The organism is Minwuia sp. (assembly GCF_048007105.1).
Classification (GTDB): domain Bacteria; phylum Pseudomonadota; class Alphaproteobacteria; order Minwuiales; family Minwuiaceae; genus Minwuia.
On the sequence record NZ_CP180352.1, the window covers coordinates 3,606,057 to 3,624,556 of the forward strand.

Genomic DNA, 18,500 nt, shown 5'->3' on the forward strand with positions numbered 1-18,500 from the left:
CTTCCGCTCAGTCCGGCGCGCCCGCCACCGGGCCCGGGATATAGGTCCGCTGAAGCGGCAGCAGCACCTTGTAGCGCGGCGCGAATTTCTCGTAGTGCGCGTAGACCAGCTCGATGAGCGAGGTCCCGCTGATCAGCCGGAGATTGGGCTTGCTCCGCTCGAAGACCAGGGCATCCGGACTGTAGCCGCCGAGGGTCACGAAGAGGCCGTGCTCGCCGGTCTCGATAGCGCCGTGCAGTTGTTGCACCGCCGGGCGGCCGGTCTGGTCGAGCGTCTGCTTGCACTGCACCTTGATGATCGGCGGCTCGAATCCGAGTTCGTCGCGATGGGCGATGATGTCGATGCCGCCATCCGAAGACTGCTGCGTCACTCGGGCGTGATAGCCCATGCAGGTCAGCAGGTGCGCCACGAACTTCTCGAACTCGTAGGGCGACAGCTTGGTCTTCAGGCGCTTGATGATGAAGTCCTCGGTCGATTCCTCGACCTGGTTGCTGACCTCCTCGATCGTGTCCTTGTCGATTGCCTCGGCGCCCGTGGATTCGCCCTTCATCGCGGCGAGGAATTCGTCGGCGTGGTTGGTTATCTCGAACAGCGTTATGGCCGAACCGATCTCGTAGAGCGCGCTTTGAGAGAAATCGGACCGTGGCCGTGCGGCGATCCACGTCACCTTCCGCCGGTGCGGATACTGGTTCATGTGTTCGGCATGCCATTCATAGCCATCCGCGATCTGGCCGATATGAACCATCTTGTCCGGTTTGGACGGGTAGACCACCACATCGCCCGGTTCCATGTGGCAGGCGAACCGGAGAAGCACGCCGGCCTTGACCGGCACCGCGCCCGGATTCTCTTCCGGATAGACCTCCAGGAAACGCGCCTTGAAGGCGTCGCGGGTGGGCGCCAGCGCTGACAGGTCGCCCAGCGGCTCCCAGCCGATGCCGACGAAGCCGTCATCGACCGGCGCCGAAGCCAGGATATCCGCCATGTGAATCCCCCACACCGTCCCGCTCATGCCGGCCGCGCCTCCTGCGCCATCCGCTGGGCCCGCATGAAGAAATGCCGGGTCGCCTGATCGCGGGCCTCGGGATCCTTCATGACGATGCTCTCCATCTCCTGGTCGGCCTGGAACCGTTTGACCATGGCCTTGAAGAAGGCCTGGGCGAACGCGTCATAGACCACGTCGGCCGAGTTCTTGCGGATCATCTCCAGCATGTTCTCGTCCAGGATGTCCCGGTTCACCTGCTCGAAGCGCAGGAAGTCCTCGCGGGAGAATGTCGTCCCGTGCCGCTCGTTGAAGGCGTCGATCACCTCGGAGAGCGACTTCTCCTCTTCCTCGGTATAGGGGTTTGCGCCGAAGCCGGTGATCGGCGCCAGCGGCTCGGCCATGCCCGGCGCCGGCGAGGCGCTTCCCTCTTCCTCCTTCTTCAGCTTGAAGGCTTCCAGGTCGAGCATGTCATCGGTGATGTCGATATCGGCCGGCACGCTCCGCGACGGCAGAAGCTTCGACAGCCAGCACGTGTAGACGTAGAGCTTCTCCAGCCAGGCATCGTTCAGCGCCACGACCTGCGCCACGAAGGCGTAGAAGCGCTGGTAGCTCTTCAGCAGCTGCCGGAACTCCTCCCTTTGCTGCTCGTCCTCGTCCAGCTGGAACCGGCCCAGCGCCTCCCTGACCAGCCCCTCCAGAACCAGGCGGTCCGCGGCTGTCAGATCGCCCTTGAAGAAGCCGTCCGCGAACTTCTCGACCTCATCCTCCCGGATATAGGCCGCATTCCGGATCCGGTCGGAAAGATCGTAGATCTGGTTGAGGTCGGTCCGCTCCTCCAGCTCCGTCGCCTCGAAATAGGGCGCGAAGGCGTCCCGGATCTCTTCCATCGTGTTCCGCAGATCCAGCACATGGGTCCGCGTCTTTCCCGGAAAGGTGCGGTTCAGCCGCGACAGGGTCTGCACCGCCTGCAGGCCGGCCAGTTTCTTGTCCACATACATCGCCACCAGCTTCGGCTGGTCGAAGCCGGTCTGGTACTTCTCTGCGACGACCAGGATCTGGAACGCGTCGCTGTCGAACTTCCTGGGCAATTCCGTCTCGGAAAAGCCATTGGCGGCGGCCTCGGTCCAGTCCACACCATCGACCGTCAGATCGCCGGAGAAGGCGACCAGCGCCTTCAGGTCCGCATACTTCTTCTCTTCCAGATAGCGGTTGATGTGCTGCCAGTAGCGCAGCGCATGTTCCCGGCTCTGGGTCACCACCATCGCCTTGGCCTGGCCGCCAAGCTCGCTCTTCACGTGCCGGCGGAAGTGCTCGACGATCACCTCTACCTTCTGGTCGATGGCCGTCGGGTGCAGCGAGGCATATTTCGCCACCGCCGCCTGGGCCCGGCTGCCGCGCAGCGCCGGATCGTCCTCGATGGTCTTCTCCAGGCGGTAATAGGCGCCATAGGTCATGTAGTTCTGCAGCACGTCGAGGATGAAGCCTTCCTCGATCGCCTGCCGCATCGAGTAGAGGTGGAAGGGATAGGGCTTCCCGTCCAGGCCCATCCGCCCGAACCGTTCCAGCGTCACGTTCCGCGGCGTGGCGGTGAAGGCCAGGAAGGAGATGTTCGCCTGCGGACCCCGCGCCGCCTGGTGGCGCAGCACGAAGTCGTTGATCTCGTCCAGCACCTCCTCGTCCCGGGTCAGCGCATCCGCCATGGACTGCGCGGCCTTGCCGGACTGGGACGAATGCGCCTCGTCGATGATGACCGCGAATTTCTTGCCCGACTGCCCGGACAGCGTCGCCAGATGCTCGGTGCCGAACTTCTGGATCGTCGTGATGATGATCCGCTTGCCCTGCTCGATAGCCTGCCGCAGGTCCTGGGATGTGCCATCGATGGTGGCCACGACGCCCTGGGTCTGGGCCAAGCCGGAGATGGTGTTCTGCAGCTGCCGGTCCAGCACCAGCCGGTCGGTGACGATGATCGCCGTGTCGAACAGCGGCTGGTCCCTGTCGTCATGCAGGTTGATGATCTGGTGCGCGGTCCAGGCGATGGTGTTGGACTTGCCCGACCCGGCGCTGTGCTGGATCAGGTAGTTCTGTCCCGGCCCGGCGGCGCGGGCGTCGGCCAGGATGCAGCGCACGGCGTCCAGCTGCTGGAAGCGCGGAAAGATCAGGGTCTCCCGCTTGCCGTCCCGCTCCAGGTGGATGAAGCGGCCGATCAGGTCCAGCAACACCTCCCGCGAGAACACCGCCCGGCCCTCGGGCTGGTTCCGGTAGAGGTAGGCGACACGGTTCTCCCCGGTCACGTCCGGATTGCCGGCGCCGCCGTCCCGGCCCCGGTTGAAGGGCAGGAAGCGGGTCTTGCCATTCAGCAGCCGCGTGGTCATCGAGACATTGTCCTGGTCGACCGCGAAATGGACGATGGCGCCGCGCTTGAAGGTCAGCAGCGGTTCCCCGGCCGGCGAGCGGTCGGTGCGGTATTGCTTCTCGGCGTGGCGGAATGTCTGGCCGGTAAGGTTGTTCTTCACCTCGATGGTGGCGACCGGGATGCCATTGACGAAGGTGACGATGTCGATGGCGTTCCTGTTCTTCGACGAATAGGTCACCTGCCGCATCACCGACAGGATGTTGGCCTCGTAGAGCCCTGTCAGCTCCGGGTTCAGGTTCGACGCCGGCTTGAAACAGCAGAGCGCGAAGCGGATGTTCGGCACCAGCTTCAGCCCGTCGCGCAGCACCTGATGGGTTGGCTGGTTCTTCAGCGCCTGTTCCAGGCGTTTCAGAACCTCGGCCTCCGCGGCCCCGCTGTAATGGGCCTCCAGCGTCTTCCACGCCTCGGGCTGGGTGGTCTTCAGGAAGCGGAACAGCAGTTCGATGTCGAGCGCATGGGCGACGTCGTAATGCGCGGCGCAATCCCGCTCGACATAGCCAAGCTCCGACGTGAGGCAGCCCACGATATGGGCCTCGAAGACCTTCTCCTGGTGAATGTCGGCGGTGGTGTGGGTCTGGTCAGACATTGCCGGCCCCTTCCTTTTCCGCCTTCTTGAACTGCGTGAAGTGGAAACGCAGAGGCTCCGGCGCGACGTGATGCTGGACGGTTTTTCCGTCGAATTGATCGTAGGACCGGTCGGTCAGATGTTTCGACAACCGGACCTTGCCTGTCTTCGGATTGATGCTCCAGAGAAGACTGTCAAACATGGCGTGCAGATCACGCCTCAGCAGCAATCCATTCTCGACACGGTCGCGGATTTCGCTGCCGTCATGCGGCAGGACATGCGCTGCTTCGAGCGCCTGCGGAACCGAGCATCCTGTCAGGACACAGCGGCCCTTGTAGAGCCTCAAAAGGCGGTCACGGAATTCCTGCTGTCCGGGGCGCGCCTTCTGCCAACCTAGGCGCCGCTGAACGAAGCCATCCAGAACTTCATCCTTGTTTTCGCGGATTTCGCTCTGCCATTCGGTCTCGTTCCGGAAGCGAAGCTCGTCAGGCAGCGCCGAGCCATGCTGCTGTGCCAATGCAACAAGTTTTTCGTAGTCATCGTCTTCGATCAGGTAGACATGGCGGTGACGGAAAGTTCGAACGTAGTCGATGAGCCCGCAGCCGGTCGGTCGATTGCCGAGCTTTTTGTACCCGAACGGGCGCTCCAGACGCTCGACCGCATTCAACGTCAACGCAACATCATCGCCGACCGTCCTCCGAGGCCCCGCAATTGCCCTTGCAGTCAGGCCCCACCCATTTCCATGGTTCGGGGCCTCATGCGTCCAGATCCAGAGTTCGTCGCCCTTTGTGATTTCTGGCGCATCTTCCCGCCTGCCGGAATCCAGCAGTACCGGCGGATTTGCTTCAAGCAGCACCTCGCCGCCTTCCCAGTCCGACGCCTTCGCAGGACGGCATATATTGTCCGGGCAGAACCTCTCGCCGTTGATCTTGATCAGGTACCGGTTCACGCGCCCATCTCTTCCTGAATGGCGTCCAGCCGGCGGTCGGTCGCGCCGGATCGCGACCATGTGGCGACGTCGATCTGCCCGGTGACCGCCGCAGTGATCAGGGCGGATCGGTACTCCTTGAGGCGTTCGATGGACTCTTGTGTCCGCTGAACGATGCGTCCGTTCCGTTGAACCACACGTCGAACCTGCTGTACGAATTCGCGTTGGCAGTCCACCGACGGAAGCGGCACAGATTGGTTGATGAATTTCTCGGTGCTCAGCGAGGGGACTGCGCCCGGTTGGACCATCAACTGCATCTCGAAGCGTTCGAAGCAAAGCAGCAGATAGTCTGGATCAACGAGAACTCTTGCTCACAACGAAAGCGGCGAGGTTATTGTCGATGCAACCTTCTGTTCCAAGCATAGAAAAGCGACAAAGAAGCAGCGCGGCGCCGATCTTCGCGAAAATAATCGTTCCTTCTGGGAACACGATGGCACGAAGCGATTTAGCTGTCTCTTTCGTGATCGTATCCCCGGAATCGACGATACGCTGATCCAGACCGTTCACCGCTAGGTGCTTTACCTTGAAGAACGGTATTTCGTTCGAGGAATCTCCCTGTAGATCGACGGGGAACCCTGCGCCATTCCTGACCTTGCCGAGATGACGGATGCGCCACGTTCTGGCGTCAAGCGACCCAAACAAGTCGTGGATATCGGAACGGACCTTCTCCCCCAACAACACCACCAACCGCTGCTTTTTCTCGATCAGCAGGTCGATCCGGGCGGTCTCGCGGTCCAGGAAATCGGCAATCCGGCGTTGGGTGGGGAGGTCGGGGACAGCGATCTGACCGTTCAACATCGCGTCCACGTCGATATTATCGACCGTCGCCCCGATTTGGCACCATTCAAGCAGTTTCTGCTTCTGCTGCCCCTCTATCCAATACGCGAAAAACTCCGGCATCAGCGAACGGCGGAAGCGAAACGCTTTCATATCTTGATTCAGCGCCACTGGCACCGTGTTCAATGCGACCGGCAACGAGTGCTTCAGTATTCCCGACCGAACCACCATCAAGACTGAACTTGGTGGCACCATGTTTGTCGCGCTGTTCTTGACGGCATCGACAGTGATCAGGTCTTCCGCTGCGTCAATCATACGGCGTTTCATATCCTTGGGCGTCACCCATGGGATGGTACCGGCGGTCCAGTAGTCCAGGTTGTCTTTACTCGGCGTTCCACCCCCGAAAAACGCGGAGAGGTGAAACTTGATCTTTCTGCGGTCCCAAGATGCGGGTGTTCCGCGCTGCGGAGTGTGGAGGGTCAAGCCACCACCTCCTGCAGCAGCCCCGCGATCTCGGCCTCAAGCGCCTTCAGTTCGGCGTCGATCTCCTCGAGCGGCCGGGGTGGCTCGTACTTGTAGAAGTAGCGGTTGAAGTTGATCTCGTAGCCGACGCGGCCGACGCCGCCGTCCCTTGCGTCGGTGTGGGTCTCGTCCACCCAGGCGTCCGGCACGAAGGGCCGCACCTCCCGTTCGACATGGTCCCGCCAGTCCTCGTCCAGCGGCACCAGCTCGTGATCGCGCAGATCGGTGTCGGGCTCCGGGTCGCCGTTCCTGTCGCGGCAGATCTCGGCTTCCTCGTCGCGCTCCGACAGCGCCGACAGTAGCGCCTTCTTCAACGGCGCGCCCAGGGTGAAGCCGGCGAACTTCTGGACCTTCTTCAGGTCGGTCTCGAAGGCAGGCCGGTCCCTGTAGACCCGGCCGCCCAGCACGTCGGGGAGCAGCTCTTCGAGCAGGTCCTGTTCCGCGGGCTCAAGCCTGGTGAAGGGCTTGCTCTCCCGCAGCGAAGCCATGCCCTCATCGGTGACCTCGAAGCGGAGCTGCAGCGGGCGTTCGACGCGGATCTCCCGGTAGCCGAAATCGGTCGTGTCGAAGGTCTTCGACACATCGCCCCAGTCGCTCTCACCGTTCAGCATCTCCGAATAGATGCGGGCGATCTCGTCGGCGGCCTCCTGCGGGATCTCCCGGCGCTTGGAGCCCAGCGACTTGCGCATGGACCTCCAGAACCGCTCGCCCGAGGCGTCTATCAGCTGCACCTTGCCCCGGCGCGCCGCCGCCTTGCGGTTGGTCAGCAGCCAGACATAGGTCTGGATGCCGGTGTTGTAGAACAGGTCGGTGGGCAGCGCGACGATGGCCTCGACCCAGTCGTTTTCCAGCATCCAGCGGCGGATCTCGCTCTCGCCGGACCCGGCGCCGCCGGTGAAGAGCGGCGAGCCGTTCATGACGATGCCGATGCGGGAGCCTGCCTCGTCGTCGCGCATCTTGGAGATCATGTGCTGCAGGAAAAGCAGCTGGCCGTCGGAGATACGCGGCAGGCCGGCGCCGAACCGGCCCGACTGGCCCAGCTCCGCCGCCTCCTCCCGGATCGGGTCCTGGTACTTCTTCCAGTCCACGCCATAGGGCGGGTTGGAGAGCAGGTAATGGAACCGCCGGGTCCCATGCGCGTCCTGGGTCAGCGTGTTCCCGAAAGCGATGTTCTCGGGGTTGTGGCCGGTCACCAGCATGTCGGACTTGCAGATCGCGAAGGATTCCGGGTTCAGCTCCTGCCCGTAGAGCTCGACCCGGATGCCGGGATTGAGCCCCTTCATCTCCATCTCGGCGATCGAGAGCATGCCGCCGGTACCCGCGGCCGGGTCATAGACCTGGCGGATGACACCGGAGCTGGTCAGCGCCTCGCGGTCGTTCACCAGCAGCAGGGCCACGATCAGGCGGATGACCTCCCGCGGCGTATAGTGCTCACCCGCCGTCTCGTTGGAGATTTCCGAGAAGCGCCGGATCAGCTCCTCGAACAGGTAGCCCATCTCCAGGTTGGAGATGGTGTCGGGGTGCAGGTCGATCTGGGCGAACTGTTCGAAGACGCGGTAGAGCAGCCCGGCATCGTTCAGCCGCTTGAGCTGGTCGGTGAACAGGAACTTCTCCAGGAAGATGTCCCGGACGTTGGGCGAGAACTTCGTGACATAGTCCAGCAGGTTGGCGTGGATGTCCTTCGCGTCCTGGCCCTTCAGCGAGGCGAAGGTGAAGCGTGAGAGGTTGTAGACCCGGATGTCGTCGCCGGCGGCGCCGTAGAGGATCGTGTCCCGGGCCTGGTCATCCATGTCCCCGGGCAGGCCGGCGGCCAGATCCAGCACGGCCGACTTGCTGTCCTCCAGGATGCAGTCCAGCCGCCGCATCACCACGAAGGGCAGCACGACCTTTCCGTATTCCGACTGCTTGAAATCGCCCCGCAGCGTCTCCGCGATCGACCACACGAACGCGCTGAGTGATTTGATGTCGCCGTCCGCCAAGATGCGCCCCCTCAACAGCTTGCCCGCCAGAGCGCGTCAGCCCCGGATACGGGCGTGACGCCCGGTGTCGCCAACAATGGCTTTGTCGAGCCCGACCATCAACCTGCATGCATTGTTGCCGTCAGCCACCCCATGAACCGCAGTCCGCAACAATCACCGGCATCAATCGCACCAGCCCCTCGGTCAGCTCCCGCACCAGCCGCAGGCGTCAAGTCATGCGGTCAGCGCGCCGAAAGCCGATCTGTCCAGCCCGAAGCCATCAGGGGGTTTCCCGATCGCTGTTCGAACACAGGAGTAAGAATCAATGGCTTTTGAACTGCTCTCCATCCGGGAAGTCGGCACACTGCTCGGTGTCAGCCGCGCCAGCATCTACCGCTGGATCAGGGACGACGGATTTCCGAAGCCGGTCAAGCTCGGCGCTTCAAGGTCGGTGTGGCTTCTCGAAGAGATCGAGACCTGGGTGATGGCGCGGGCCGGCGAAAGGATGGAACCGGATGCGTCAACGGCTCATGCGGGCAAGGATACCTCCCTGCCCTGACGCCTCGGATGCCGGTCTGATCGTCTCGACCGGACCTGGCGGATTCACAACGTGTGCAACGGAGTTGACCGATCGGCCGCCCCCTCCTTTTTCAAGGGCCGGTCCGTATCACGCGCCCTCAGGGGCCCCTCGCGCCACGCCCGCAGCATCCCATGACCGCACTGTCCCACTCCTGGCTACTCTGGACCGCAGGACACGCCGCGATCGCCGAGCGGCAGGCGCAGCATGCTCTCACCGAGTTCAGATCCGAAAACCCGCAATGCGTCGCATGGCTTTATACAGGCAGGGTTCCCTGCAGCCCGCCCGTGCCCGGTGTTGGAATACCCATCAGGCGGCGCTTCAGAACGGGGTTGGACTTGGTCCTGACTCCACTCCCGCGAGTCTCGGTTCCTTCGGCGCCGCTCGTCAACGCCAGACTGCGGCGAAACGTGCGGACCGGTGCATCCCTGGAAGTCCGGATCTCAGGGACCTCGGGCTCCCGGAGGACCAGATGCTCACGCAATCACTTTTTGTTACCGACAGGCCCGGGGCATATTGACAGGAATTCGGATTGCGGCGGTTTCGTGAACGCTTCCGAATCATCTTCCGGATCGTGGCCGGGCCGCACGGGTGGTCCGGCGTGTGCAGATTGCCGGTGCGGACACTTCGAGAGCGAACAACCCAGTCCGGTTTCCGGTCGTCATGCGACGAGGCGCGAGAGGCCACGTGGCCAGGATGCCCACGCCGGCCGATACGCCCCCCCGACGACATCCGGCAGCGGCCCTGTATCTGTCGTCCGGATTGCGGGTACACTACCAGCGATCTGGCTATTGTCGATCCAGGTGCCACAGACGGTTTCGGGCCATGAGACTTCATCGTGCGAAGGCCGGTTTCGTGTCCGGCCGGGCGCTCTTCGGAGATATTGCAGACGCAATCGACGGGTGGGTGAACGACAAGACCGATGCCCGTGACAGGGCCCGTCTCGCCAAGATCCAGGACCGTCTGAAGGCCGTCGAGCGGCTCGAGGCCCTGTTTCTGAAGGCGTGGCAGGAGCATCCGGCAGTTGACCGGAAAAGCGTCAGGGCCGACCTCATGACCCTCGGCGAGGACTTCACGCTGAATTTCGGCGAACCGGACCGACAGCAGAAGATGAACGCGTTCCTTTGGGGCTCGGCGCGGCGGAAGGACACGCTCACACGAACGGTGGCGCGGGACTATCTGGCCATCCACGAGGACGTTCACTGGATGCTGCAGATCACGCCGAAGCTGTCCTCGGGCCCGATGCGGTCCTCGGTTGAAGAACTGATCTTCGGCATCATCGGGAAGGTCCGGACGGCGGCGCCGGGACTGCCGGTCCCGCCGCCATTCGATCGCCGCTGGACGTGGCGCCCGCGGGCCTGAGGCGCAGACCCGGGACGCGGATCAGATCGGTTCCGGCGTCAGGCCTCTCGGAAACTGGTCCGCGCCTTCCAGCCGCGCCCAGTCTTCAACCAGCAGCTCCAGGGCATCGCGGCATGCTTCGACATGCGGGGCGCCCCGATGCAGTTCGGCCCAGAGCCGCCGGCCGGTCCGGCGCCGTGCGGGATCCTGAACGGCAACCAGGGAAAAGAGCCAGATCAGCGGCCCGTTGATCCTCACGGTGTCGCCGGCCTGACGGCACATCTCGACCTTCTCCGCCATCGTCAACGTCAATCCGGGAAGCCTGATCTCCGCCGCCGCGGGGTCCGACAGGTCGACCCCGTGATCCTTCATCCCGTTCCGGACATGCACGGCGATCGCCAGCAAGGGCGCGACCTTTTCGCCATCCAGGCCGGCGAGCATTGCCACATAAGACTCCATCGGCGCTGCGCAGGCGGCGATTTTCCGGACGGCACGGTCGGTCTCGCGCTCGGCCTCATACTCTTCCGACAGCGTCTCGAACCGTTGGTTGAAGCGGCGGAACGCCCTGTCCAGGCGCTCGCGCAGCGGCGCTGCATCCGCGTTGGCGTTGATCTGCACGTCGTCATGCGTCAGTCCGGGCGGCGACATCCGGATAGCGCGTTCCCGGTCCCAATCGCGGTTCAGGATCTCCGCTGCCAGCTCGTCCGCAACCGTGGTGGGCTGGGGCTTGCGTCCGAACAGGCCCGAAACAGCCGGTCCGAAAAACAGAAGGAAAAGACCGATGACAAGGCCAGCGCCAACGGTCGCAAAGCCGACGGTCAGGATTTCTGCCGCATCCAGGGCCGGCATGATTCACGGCGACCCAGGGACGGATCCGCCGCCGATGGCGGGACGGACCGGCAATGGACAAGGCTCAGGTCTCAGGCTTCGCATCCGCACGTCCACGACCTCCCGACGGGACGATGATAGCATGCAAACCACCATCCATCATCCGGCCAGAAGAGGGATCTCCAGCGAGGCAGATCCGGAACCCCACGGGAACCCCGAAGGCCACTCCACAAAGCCGGATCGACACGCAACCCTTTGAAAAGATTGGTGGGCGCACAAGGACTCGAACCTTGGACCCGCTGATTAAGAGTCAGCTGCTCTACCAACTGAGCTATGCGCCCACGCGATACTCTACGGGGCGCGCGCCCCGTTCAGCGGAGCGGCGGATATAGCGGATCGTTTCCGCACTGGCAATAGCCATTCGGGAAAGGGTTTCCGGTTTCGCCGCGCACCCCGTCCGGCGTCGAAATCCGCCACCAGCGGCGCATGATCCGAGAGGCCCGGCCCACAGAATCCGTCGAAGTCCCCGACCCCGAAACGGCGGAACCGCCTGCGCCAACCGGCGGAGAAGAAGAGATAGTCGATGTGGTAGGTCGGGCCGTCGATCCTGCGGTCCCGCCAGTAATGGGTCGGGAGCGTCTCCAGGCCGAACCGCTCCCGCCGCGCCAGATGGTAGGCGCTCTCCAGACCCAGCCGCCGGCAGCGCGCGAGATTCTCCTCGAAATTGATGGCGTGGCCCTGCCGGTCCCAGAAATGGTGGTTGTTGAAATCTCCGCCGACCAGCGTCGGGCGGGAGCGGATCCAGTGGCCGTAGCGGTCCAGCGCGCGGTTGAACGGTCCGGGCTCCGCCTTCGTTCGGAGACCGGCCGAGGCGTTCTGCGCCCAGACGCCGACGACGTTGAAGCGGAGCCCCGCCCCGCTGACCTCGACTGGCAGCACATGCGCCAGCGCCGGATCGTGCAGCGGATGCACCCTCAGGCGGTAAGGCGGAAAGGCGATCACCGCCAGACCCTTGAACGCGCGGCCGCTGGTCCAGGCCATCCGCGACGGCTGGATGGCCACGCCGCGCGCCCTCAGACGCGCTCGGGTGTCGCATTCGGCAACGATGGCAATGTCGGGCGCCAGCGCTTCGAGCGCCGGCCATTTCCGGTGCAGCGCCATGGCGCAATTCCAGAGGACAATGCGCAACCGCTCTGCCCCGTCATGAGAACAAAACAAAAATATGCGATTGACCCGAGGCCGGCAACCGGCCAACATTTAACCATTGATTTAATGGAGAGGCGAAGATGAGCGGCCAGGGAAAATTCGTCTGGAACGAACTGGCCACCTCGGATCTGGAAGGCGCCCTGTCCTTCTACCGCGATGTCGTCGGCTGGGAGGTCGAGGCGGTCGACATGGCCGAGGGGGGCACCTACCACATCCTGCGCAGCGGCGACGAGATGCGCGGCGGCGTGATGTCGACCGCGGAGATCTCCGGCGATCCACCGCAGCCGCACTGGATGTCCTATATCGGTGTCGATGACGTCGACGACACCTGCGCGAAGGCGAAGGCCGCCGGCGGCCAGATCCTGAACGGCCCCTTCGACGTCCCCGATGTCGGCCGCATGGCGGTGATCATGGATCCCCAGGGCGCCGTCGTGTCGGTGATGAAGATGCTGCCGGAAGAATGAGCCCTCGGGGCGACGCCGCCGGGACCGGGGTCCGTCAGGCCAGAGTCCCGAAATAAGCGTTTGAAGGGCCTCCTGCCCCGGTGCACCCTCGCGCCGGGGAGGACGTCCGATCGACGCGCGTACACAGTTCTTCGGAATCGCGCTGTCGCTGCTTGCCGGGATTTTTCTCGGCAGCGCGGTGGCGGTCGCCCGCTATGCCTATGACGGCGGCGCGAGCGGCATCGTCGTGGCCGGCTGCCGGACCACGCTGATGACCGCGGCCATTGCGCTGGGCATGACGCTGGCCGGCCGCAGCCTGCGCCTGCCCCGCAAGCTGATGCCGCTGGCCCTGTTCAACGGGCTGCTGATGTCGGCCATGACCTACGGCAATATCGGCGCGGTCGAGTTCATCTCGGTCGGCCTGGCGGCGCTGCTGTTCTTCACCTTCCCGATCATCATCGCGGTGATCGTGACCGTGCTGCGGATCGAACCGGCGCATCCGGTCAAGCTGTTCGCCATCCTGCTCGCCTTCTTCGGCCTGGCGATGATGCTCGGCGCATCGGTCGGCGATGCGGACTGGCGCGGCGTCGTCTTCTCGCTGGTCGCCGCCGTCTGCACCGCCATCAACGGCGTACTCGTGGCGCGCCATTTCCGCGAGGTGAACGCCTTCGTCATCACCTTCCACTTCAGCTGGACCGCGCTGATCGTGCTGGTGGTGATCGGGATCTTCTTCGCCGAAGTGCGCTTTCCGGTGACGACCGGCGGCTGGGCCGGTGTCGCCGGCGTGGCCGTGCTGCAGGCTTCGGCCATGCCGATGTATCTCTACGCGCTCTCGCGCATCGGCGCGCTGAAGGCCGGCATGTTCACCAATGTGCAGCCGGTGGTCTCGATCTTCGAGGCCTGGGTGCTGTTCGACGAGGTGCTGGGCGCGCTTCAGGCGCTCGGCGGCGCCCTCGTTCTTGGCTCCATCGGCCTGATGCAGTGGGCCGATGTCAGACGCCGCAGGCTGTCGTTGACGACCGCGACGGCGGCGGATCAAATGCCGCCCGCCGCGACCATGTCCACAGGGGAGAAAGAGACATGAGCAAGCTGATCATTCACGGACCCGCCGCCTCCCGCGCCATGCGCGCGCAGTGGATGGCGAACGAGCTCGGCGTCGAGTTCGAGACCGCCACCGAGAAGTTCCGGGACGGCAGCACCCGCACGCCCGAGTACCTCGCCGTCAACCGCGCCGGCCATGTGCCTGCGATCCAGGACGGCGATTTCGGCATGGGCGAGAGCTGCGCCATCAACATCTACCTGGCCAAGAAGCACGGCAAGCTGATGCCCTCCGGCCTGGAGAACGAGGCCCGGGTGCTGGAATGGAGCTTCTGGGTGATGACGGATGTCGAGCGGCACATGCTCGATTTCCTGTTCCACGCCGCAATGCTGCCCGAGGACCAGCGCGATACCGAGGTCGTCGCCAATGCCGTCAAGGCGCTGGACTGGCCGCTGACCGTGCTGGACGGCTATCTGAAGGATCACGAGTGGCTGGTGGGCGACAGCTTCACGGTGGCCGACCTGAACGTCGCCGCCGTCCTGCTCTGGGGCAAGCTCGGCCGGATGGACATGTCCAACTATCCGAACGTCACCGAGTGGCTCGGCCGCTGCCTGTCCCGCCCGGCCGTTCCGAAGCGCTAGAAGGTCCGGCGCCCGCGCCACGGTGCGCGGGCGCCAGCCCCTTCGCCCGGTGGCGACGTCAGCCATCTGCGTCCCGCCAGCCGCGAACGTCTTCGATGGGCGCGCGCTGACAGGACCCGGCCGGTCGAACCACCGCCACTAGATCGGCAGGCCGAACCGCCAACTCACCCGTCCCGCATTTCTGAGAGCAGACCAATGAAACATCTCTTCGATCTCACCGGCAAGGTCGCCGTCGTCACCGGCGGCTCCAAGGGCATCGGCAAGGCGATCTGCCAGGCCTACGCCGCGCACGGCGCGAAGGTCGTCGTTGCCAGCCGCAAGGTCGACGCCTGCCAGGCCGTGGTCGACGAGATCAAGGCTGCCGGCGGCGAGGCGACGGCGCTGGGCTGCAACATCACCCACCGCCCCGACCTGGAGAAGCTCGTGCAGGGCGCGAAGGAGGCCTACGGCCAGATCGACATCATGGTGTGCAACGCCGCGGTGAACCCCTTCATGGGTTCCAACCTCGAGATCCCCGACGAGGCCTTCGACAAGATCATGACCTGCAACGTGCAGTCGAACCTGTGGCTGGCGCAGATGGTCGTGCCGGAGATGCAGACGCGCAAGGACGGCGCCTTCATTGTCGTCTCTTCCATCGGCGGGCTTAAGGGCAGCAGCGCGCTGGGCGCCTACGCCATCTCCAAGGCTGCCGACATGCAGCTGATCCGCAACCTCGCCTCCGAGTTCAGCAAGGACAACATCCGCTTCAACTGCATCGCCCCGGGCCTGGTGAAGACCGATTTCGCGAAGGCGCTGTGGAACGACCCGAAGCGGGCCGACCCGCGCATCAAGGGCACGCCGCTGGCGCGCCTTGGCGAACCCGAGGACATTGCCGGGATCGCTGTATATCTGGCCGCCCCGGCCGGATCCTGGACCACCGGTCAGACCTTCGTCGTCGACGGCGGTGTCATGGCCAATGCGACGGCGGGTTGATGCGATGAAGGTTCTCTCGACGCTGAAGGAGGCAATGTCCGCACCGCTGTCCGCGGGCCGCGCTTCGGCGCTGCTGATGGAACACGGCTCGATGACGCTGCGCTGGTACGCGCCGAAGGGCGTCGACAACCAGACCCCGCACGATCAGGACGAGATCTACATCGTGGCCAGCGGTTCCGGGATATTCTTCATGGATGGCGAGCGGGCCGCCTTCGGGCCGGGCGACGCCCTGTTCGCGCCGGCCGGCGCGGAACACCGCTTCGAGGACTTCACGGACGATTTCGGCACCTGGGTCGTGTTCTACGGCCCCGTAGGCGGCGAGTGACCGAAAGCGGTCAGCCGCCGATCCGCGTCAGGTCGCGCGCCACCACGATCTCTCCGTCGAAGGCCTCGGCCGCCATCGCGATCCAGTCGGCTTCCTGATCCGGCGTCGGCGGCGGCACCATGTGGTTCAGTACCAGTGTCTTCACACCGCAGCGGCTGGCGGTCTCGGCCGCCTGCCGGACATCGGAATGATAGTCCTCCACATCCCGCATCCGCTGCATCTTCGCGCGCCGGATGACGTCGCTCCGGATCACCGTCTGCACGTAGATGTCCGCCCCTCGGCAGATCTCGTCCAGGCCTTCGCAAGGCACCGTGTCGCCGGCGATCGCGGCCACCAGCCCGTTGGCCTCCACCCGGAACCCCAACGTCGGATGGACCGGACTGTGGTTCGTCGGTGCGCAGCTGATCCGCACACCGCCGGCGTCGAGAACCGGACCGGTCTCCAGTTCGTGGACATCGAGCACGGGCGGCTCGTTCAGGTCCTTGTGGTGCGCGATCCGGTAGCCGATGTCGGTCTCCAGCGCGGCCAGGGTCGCATCGGCGAAACCCTTCATGCCGACCGGCCCGTAGACGGTGAGCGGGTTCGGCCCCGGGCTCATGATCCATCTGGTCGTGACGATGTCGTTGAAGTCGGTCGTGTGATCGCTGTGCATGTGGGTCACGAACTGACCTGCGATGGTCGCCGCCCCGCACCCGACGGCAGCGGCCCGCATCAGCACGCCGCGCCCGCAATCGAACAGGAAATCCTGCCCGGCGGCGCGGACCAGTGTCGACGGACCGGCGCGGTCGGGATGCGGCATCGGCGAGCCGCTCCCCAGAATGATAACTTCCATAGGTATTCCTCCCCCGGACGCCGTCAGCGGCCCTCACGCCGCCAGGCGGCCATTGCCAGCGCCAGGAACAGCAGGACCGCAATCAGCGGCGGCGCCAGCGGCGCGCGCTTCAGGCTGGTGACATCATAGGCCTGGTTCTCGACCAGCCCGATCCAGTTGCCGCCGGCCATCCGCGCACCGGCTTCGACACGGCGCACGCGCGGCTCCGGCGTTTCGGCCAGCCTGACGATCCCGCCGCCAGCCGCCTCGACATGCCCGCGAAGCAGCCGGTCGGTCGATACGAGTTCGGCATATTCCAGCGGATTGAGGCTGCCGAGCACCGCCACCGAACCGCGCTCCCCGTCGCTGACGTGGTAGAGACCGGCGGCGTCGACCTCCATGCGGCCGAACGAGAGTCCGTTGTTGCCGGCCTCCAGCGTCAGCGTTTCCACCGAACCGCCCGGGCCTGTCACCTGAACGGTGCCACCGCCATCCTTCAGCGACCGCCGTTCGACCTTCAACTGCCGGCCTTCGACCTCGACCGACAGGCTTTCCTCTTCAAGCGCCGGCTCCTTCATCAGCCAGTGCGCCGTGCGCCGGAAGATTTCGGCCTGCGGACCGCCGCCCTCGAATCCGCGCGCCCAGAGCCAGGCCTGGTCGGAAAGCAGCTGCGCCACCCGGCCTTCGCCGACCCGGTCCAGGATCAGCAGCGGCTTGTTGTCCGCGCCGGTCATGAGGATATCGGCTTCGGGCGCCTCGACATCGACCTGCCGGAACCAGCGTCCCCAGGGACGTCCACCGTCGCCACCGCGCAGATTTGACGTGACCGGATGGCGCGCGCCGAGATCGGAGACCTTCGGCCGGAAGCCACGGACAGTCACGTCGCCGGTCGGCGAGCCCGGCAGGACCTTCGACAACGGCGACCGGAACAGGCTTGCAGGCCCCGCGAAGGACGGCCCCGCCGCATCCAGCAGCGCCCCGCCCTCATTCACATAGCGGGCAATGTTGTTGAGATAGGCGAAATGCAGCACGCCACGGCGCCAGAACCGGTCGAAGATGATCAGGTCGAAATCCTTGATCTTGATCTCGAACAGCTCCCGGATCGGAAAGGCGATCAGCGCCAGTTCGTGGATCGGGGTCGCGTCCTGTTTCTGCGGCGGGCGCAGGATCGTGAAGTGGACCAGATCCACCGCCGGATCGGCCTTCAGCAGGTTCCGCCAGGACCGCTCGCCCGAATAGGGCTCGCCCGAGATCAGCAGCACGCGCAGCCGGTCGCGGACGCCGTTCACCGACAGTGCGGTCCGGTTGTTCTCCAGCGTCAGTTCGCCCTCGCCGGCCTCGGCCTCGAATTCGAAGACATTCTTGCCGCCATGATCGAGCGTCAGCGGCACGCGGGTGGGCTGTCCCGGCGGCAGCAGCCGCACCTCGACCGGCTGACCGTCGCGGCGGATGCTCACCCGGATCAGGTCGTTCCCGCCCTCCGGATCGTGAACCACGATCGAGGCCTCGGTCTCCTGATTGACGATGGCGAAAGCCGGCGCCGACAGCACCTCGATGCGGCGATCCCGTTCGCCAGGCACGCCGCTGAGCAGGACCTGAAGCGGCGCGCCGAACAGATCGGCCGAGCCGTCGTCGGGCAGGTCGTGAACCAGACCGTCGGTGATGAAGACCACGCCGGCAAGGCGGTTCCGCGGCACGCCTTCCAGCGCCTGCCGGGCGGCCTCGACCAGCATCGAGCCATCCGCCGGCCCGCCGGCTTTCGGGCCCGCCTCGACAAAGCGGACTTCCAGATTTTCGAGCGTATCGGTGTCGCGCCTCAACGCGGCCAAGGCCCGGTCGGTCTGCGCCTGCCGGTCGCCGACCCCCTGGCTCAGGCTGCGGTCGGTCACGACCAGCGCCACATCGTCGTGATAGCGGCGTTCTTCCTCGACCAGGGTCGGGCCGGCGAGGAAGGCCAGCAGCGCCGCCATCAGCAGAAGACGCGGGATACCGCCCCGGGCGCGGCGGAACAGTGCGTAGAGCAGGACAATGCCGGACAGCGCCGCCAGCACAAGCAGCGCCGGTTCCGGGATCAGAGGCTCGAAAACGATCTGGCTGCCTTCCAGCATCCGC

17 protein-coding genes and 1 tRNA gene are annotated in these 18,500 nt (G+C 64.9%); 7 read left to right on the forward strand and 11 right to left on the reverse strand.

Going from position 1 to position 18,500, the window contains the following annotated elements:
- Positions 1 to 7 precede the first annotated feature (7 nt).
- From ACMVY4_RS17490 to ACMVY4_RS17515, 6 genes are read right to left on the reverse strand one after another with little or no spacing between them, the layout of a single operon-like run.
- Positions 8 to 1,009, reverse strand: a complete 1,002-nt coding sequence (locus ACMVY4_RS17490; RefSeq protein ID WP_416897263.1) for a restriction endonuclease — start codon at positions 1,007 to 1,009, stop codon at positions 8 to 10.
- Positions 1,006 to 3,981 (reverse strand): type I restriction endonuclease subunit R, encoded by a 2,976-nt coding sequence (locus ACMVY4_RS17495; protein ID WP_416897264.1) that lies wholly within the window; start codon positions 3,979 to 3,981, stop codon positions 1,006 to 1,008. The genes ACMVY4_RS17490 and ACMVY4_RS17495 overlap by 4 nt, the downstream gene beginning before the upstream one ends.
- Positions 3,974 to 4,909, reverse strand: coding sequence for an HNH endonuclease (locus ACMVY4_RS17500; RefSeq protein ID WP_416897265.1), 936 nt, complete (start codon positions 4,907 to 4,909; stop codon positions 3,974 to 3,976). Before ACMVY4_RS17500 ends, ACMVY4_RS17495 begins: the two co-directional genes overlap by 8 nt.
- Positions 4,906 to 5,205, reverse strand: a complete 300-nt coding sequence (locus tag ACMVY4_RS17505; RefSeq protein ID WP_416897266.1) for a restriction endonuclease subunit S — start codon at positions 5,203 to 5,205, stop codon at positions 4,906 to 4,908. The genes ACMVY4_RS17500 and ACMVY4_RS17505 overlap by 4 nt, the downstream gene beginning before the upstream one ends.
- A gap of 37 nt (positions 5,206 to 5,242) precedes the next feature.
- Entirely contained in the window at positions 5,243 to 6,208 is a 966-nt protein-coding gene (locus tag ACMVY4_RS17510) for a restriction endonuclease subunit S (RefSeq protein ID WP_416897267.1), read from the reverse strand.
- Positions 6,205 to 8,226 (reverse strand): type I restriction-modification system subunit M, encoded by a 2,022-nt coding sequence (locus ACMVY4_RS17515; RefSeq protein WP_416897268.1) that lies wholly within the window; start codon positions 8,224 to 8,226, stop codon positions 6,205 to 6,207. Before ACMVY4_RS17515 ends, ACMVY4_RS17510 begins: the two co-directional genes overlap by 4 nt.
- A 304-nt stretch (positions 8,227 to 8,530) precedes the next feature.
- Between ACMVY4_RS17515 and ACMVY4_RS17520 the strand changes: the two genes are divergently transcribed.
- Positions 8,531 to 8,764, forward strand: coding sequence for a helix-turn-helix transcriptional regulator (locus ACMVY4_RS17520; RefSeq protein ID WP_416897269.1), 234 nt, complete (start codon positions 8,531 to 8,533; stop codon positions 8,762 to 8,764).
- Positions 8,765 to 9,607: 843 nt separating this feature from the next.
- Positions 9,608 to 10,144 carry a hypothetical protein gene (locus ACMVY4_RS17525; protein ID WP_416897270.1) on the forward strand — a complete coding sequence of 179 codons (537 nt, stop codon included), beginning with the start codon at positions 9,608 to 9,610 and terminating at the stop codon, positions 10,142 to 10,144.
- Positions 10,145 to 10,165: 21 nt separating this feature from the next.
- On the opposite strand, the gene ACMVY4_RS17530 is transcribed toward ACMVY4_RS17525, so the two are convergent.
- From ACMVY4_RS17530 to ACMVY4_RS17540, 3 genes are all read right to left on the reverse strand, one after another.
- Positions 10,166 to 10,972 (reverse strand): hypothetical protein, encoded by an 807-nt coding sequence (locus tag ACMVY4_RS17530; protein ID WP_416897271.1) that lies wholly within the window; start codon positions 10,970 to 10,972, stop codon positions 10,166 to 10,168.
- 244 nt (positions 10,973 to 11,216) lie between these two features.
- Positions 11,217 to 11,292, reverse strand: a tRNA-Lys gene (locus ACMVY4_RS17535).
- Positions 11,293 to 11,302: 10 nt separating this feature from the next.
- Positions 11,303 to 12,112: a hypothetical protein gene (locus ACMVY4_RS17540; RefSeq protein WP_416897272.1), complete on the reverse strand. Its 810-nt coding sequence runs from the start codon at positions 12,110 to 12,112 to the stop codon at positions 11,303 to 11,305.
- A gap of 125 nt (positions 12,113 to 12,237) precedes the next feature.
- Between ACMVY4_RS17540 and ACMVY4_RS17545 the strand changes: the two genes are divergently transcribed.
- The 5 genes from ACMVY4_RS17545 to ACMVY4_RS17565 all read left to right on the forward strand — a co-directional run bounded on the left by ACMVY4_RS17545 (position 12,238) and on the right by ACMVY4_RS17565 (position 15,577).
- Positions 12,238 to 12,621 (forward strand): VOC family protein, encoded by a 384-nt coding sequence (locus ACMVY4_RS17545; protein ID WP_416897273.1) that lies wholly within the window; start codon positions 12,238 to 12,240, stop codon positions 12,619 to 12,621.
- A gap of 178 nt (positions 12,622 to 12,799) precedes the next feature.
- Complete coding sequence (locus ACMVY4_RS17550; RefSeq protein ID WP_416897274.1) at positions 12,800 to 13,684, forward strand: DMT family transporter; 885 nt, start codon at positions 12,800 to 12,802, stop codon at positions 13,682 to 13,684.
- On the forward strand, positions 13,681 to 14,280 hold the full coding sequence (locus ACMVY4_RS17555) for a glutathione S-transferase family protein (RefSeq protein ID WP_416897275.1): 600 nt from the start codon (positions 13,681 to 13,683) through the stop codon (positions 14,278 to 14,280). The genes ACMVY4_RS17550 and ACMVY4_RS17555 overlap by 4 nt, the downstream gene beginning before the upstream one ends.
- 195 nt (positions 14,281 to 14,475) lie before the next feature.
- A complete protein-coding gene (locus ACMVY4_RS17560; protein ID WP_416897276.1) occupies positions 14,476 to 15,252 on the forward strand; it encodes an SDR family NAD(P)-dependent oxidoreductase in 777 nt (258 codons plus the stop codon).
- Positions 15,253 to 15,256: 4 nt separating this feature from the next.
- On the forward strand, positions 15,257 to 15,577 hold the full coding sequence (locus ACMVY4_RS17565; RefSeq protein ID WP_416897277.1) for a cupin domain-containing protein: 321 nt from the start codon (positions 15,257 to 15,259) through the stop codon (positions 15,575 to 15,577).
- 10 nt (positions 15,578 to 15,587) lie between these two features.
- Here the strand turns inward: ACMVY4_RS17565 and ACMVY4_RS17570 are convergent, their stop codons facing one another.
- Both ACMVY4_RS17570 and ACMVY4_RS17575 read right to left on the reverse strand, forming a co-directional pair.
- Positions 15,588 to 16,409 (reverse strand): MBL fold metallo-hydrolase, encoded by an 822-nt coding sequence (locus ACMVY4_RS17570; protein ID WP_416897278.1) that lies wholly within the window; start codon positions 16,407 to 16,409, stop codon positions 15,588 to 15,590.
- Positions 16,410 to 16,432: 23 nt separating this feature from the next.
- Entirely contained in the window at positions 16,433 to 18,496 is a 2,064-nt protein-coding gene (locus ACMVY4_RS17575) for a hypothetical protein (protein WP_416897279.1), read from the reverse strand.
- Between the last annotated feature and the right edge of the window lie 4 nt (positions 18,497 to 18,500).

Excerpts from the sequence above, each read along its gene's own strand:
- ACMVY4_RS17570 (WP_416897278.1), bottom strand. The coding sequence starts at position 16,409 with ATGGAAGTTATCATTCTGGGGAGCGGCTCGCCGATGCCGCATCCCGAC.
- ACMVY4_RS17490 (WP_416897263.1), bottom strand. The coding sequence starts at position 1,009 with ATGAGCGGGACGGTGTGGGGGATTCACATGGCGGATATCCTGGCTTCG.
- ACMVY4_RS17525 (WP_416897270.1), top strand. The coding sequence starts at position 9,608 with ATGAGACTTCATCGTGCGAAGGCCGGTTTCGTGTCCGGCCGGGCGCTC.
- ACMVY4_RS17575 (WP_416897279.1), bottom strand. The coding sequence starts at position 18,496 with ATGCTGGAAGGCAGCCAGATCGTTTTCGAGCCTCTGATCCCGGAACCG.
- ACMVY4_RS17545 (WP_416897273.1), top strand. The coding sequence starts at position 12,238 with ATGAGCGGCCAGGGAAAATTCGTCTGGAACGAACTGGCCACCTCGGAT.
- ACMVY4_RS17505 (WP_416897266.1), bottom strand. The coding sequence starts at position 5,205 with ATGCAGTTGATGGTCCAACCGGGCGCAGTCCCCTCGCTGAGCACCGAG.
- ACMVY4_RS17540 (WP_416897272.1), bottom strand. The coding sequence starts at position 12,112 with ATGGCGCTGCACCGGAAATGGCCGGCGCTCGAAGCGCTGGCGCCCGAC.
- ACMVY4_RS17560 (WP_416897276.1), top strand. The coding sequence starts at position 14,476 with ATGAAACATCTCTTCGATCTCACCGGCAAGGTCGCCGTCGTCACCGGC.
- ACMVY4_RS17530 (WP_416897271.1), bottom strand. The coding sequence starts at position 10,972 with ATGCCGGCCCTGGATGCGGCAGAAATCCTGACCGTCGGCTTTGCGACC.
- ACMVY4_RS17565 (WP_416897277.1), top strand. The coding sequence starts at position 15,257 with ATGAAGGTTCTCTCGACGCTGAAGGAGGCAATGTCCGCACCGCTGTCC.
- ACMVY4_RS17520 (WP_416897269.1), top strand. The coding sequence starts at position 8,531 with ATGGCTTTTGAACTGCTCTCCATCCGGGAAGTCGGCACACTGCTCGGT.
- ACMVY4_RS17555 (WP_416897275.1), top strand. The coding sequence starts at position 13,681 with ATGAGCAAGCTGATCATTCACGGACCCGCCGCCTCCCGCGCCATGCGC.
- ACMVY4_RS17495 (WP_416897264.1), bottom strand. The coding sequence starts at position 3,981 with ATGTCTGACCAGACCCACACCACCGCCGACATTCACCAGGAGAAGGTC.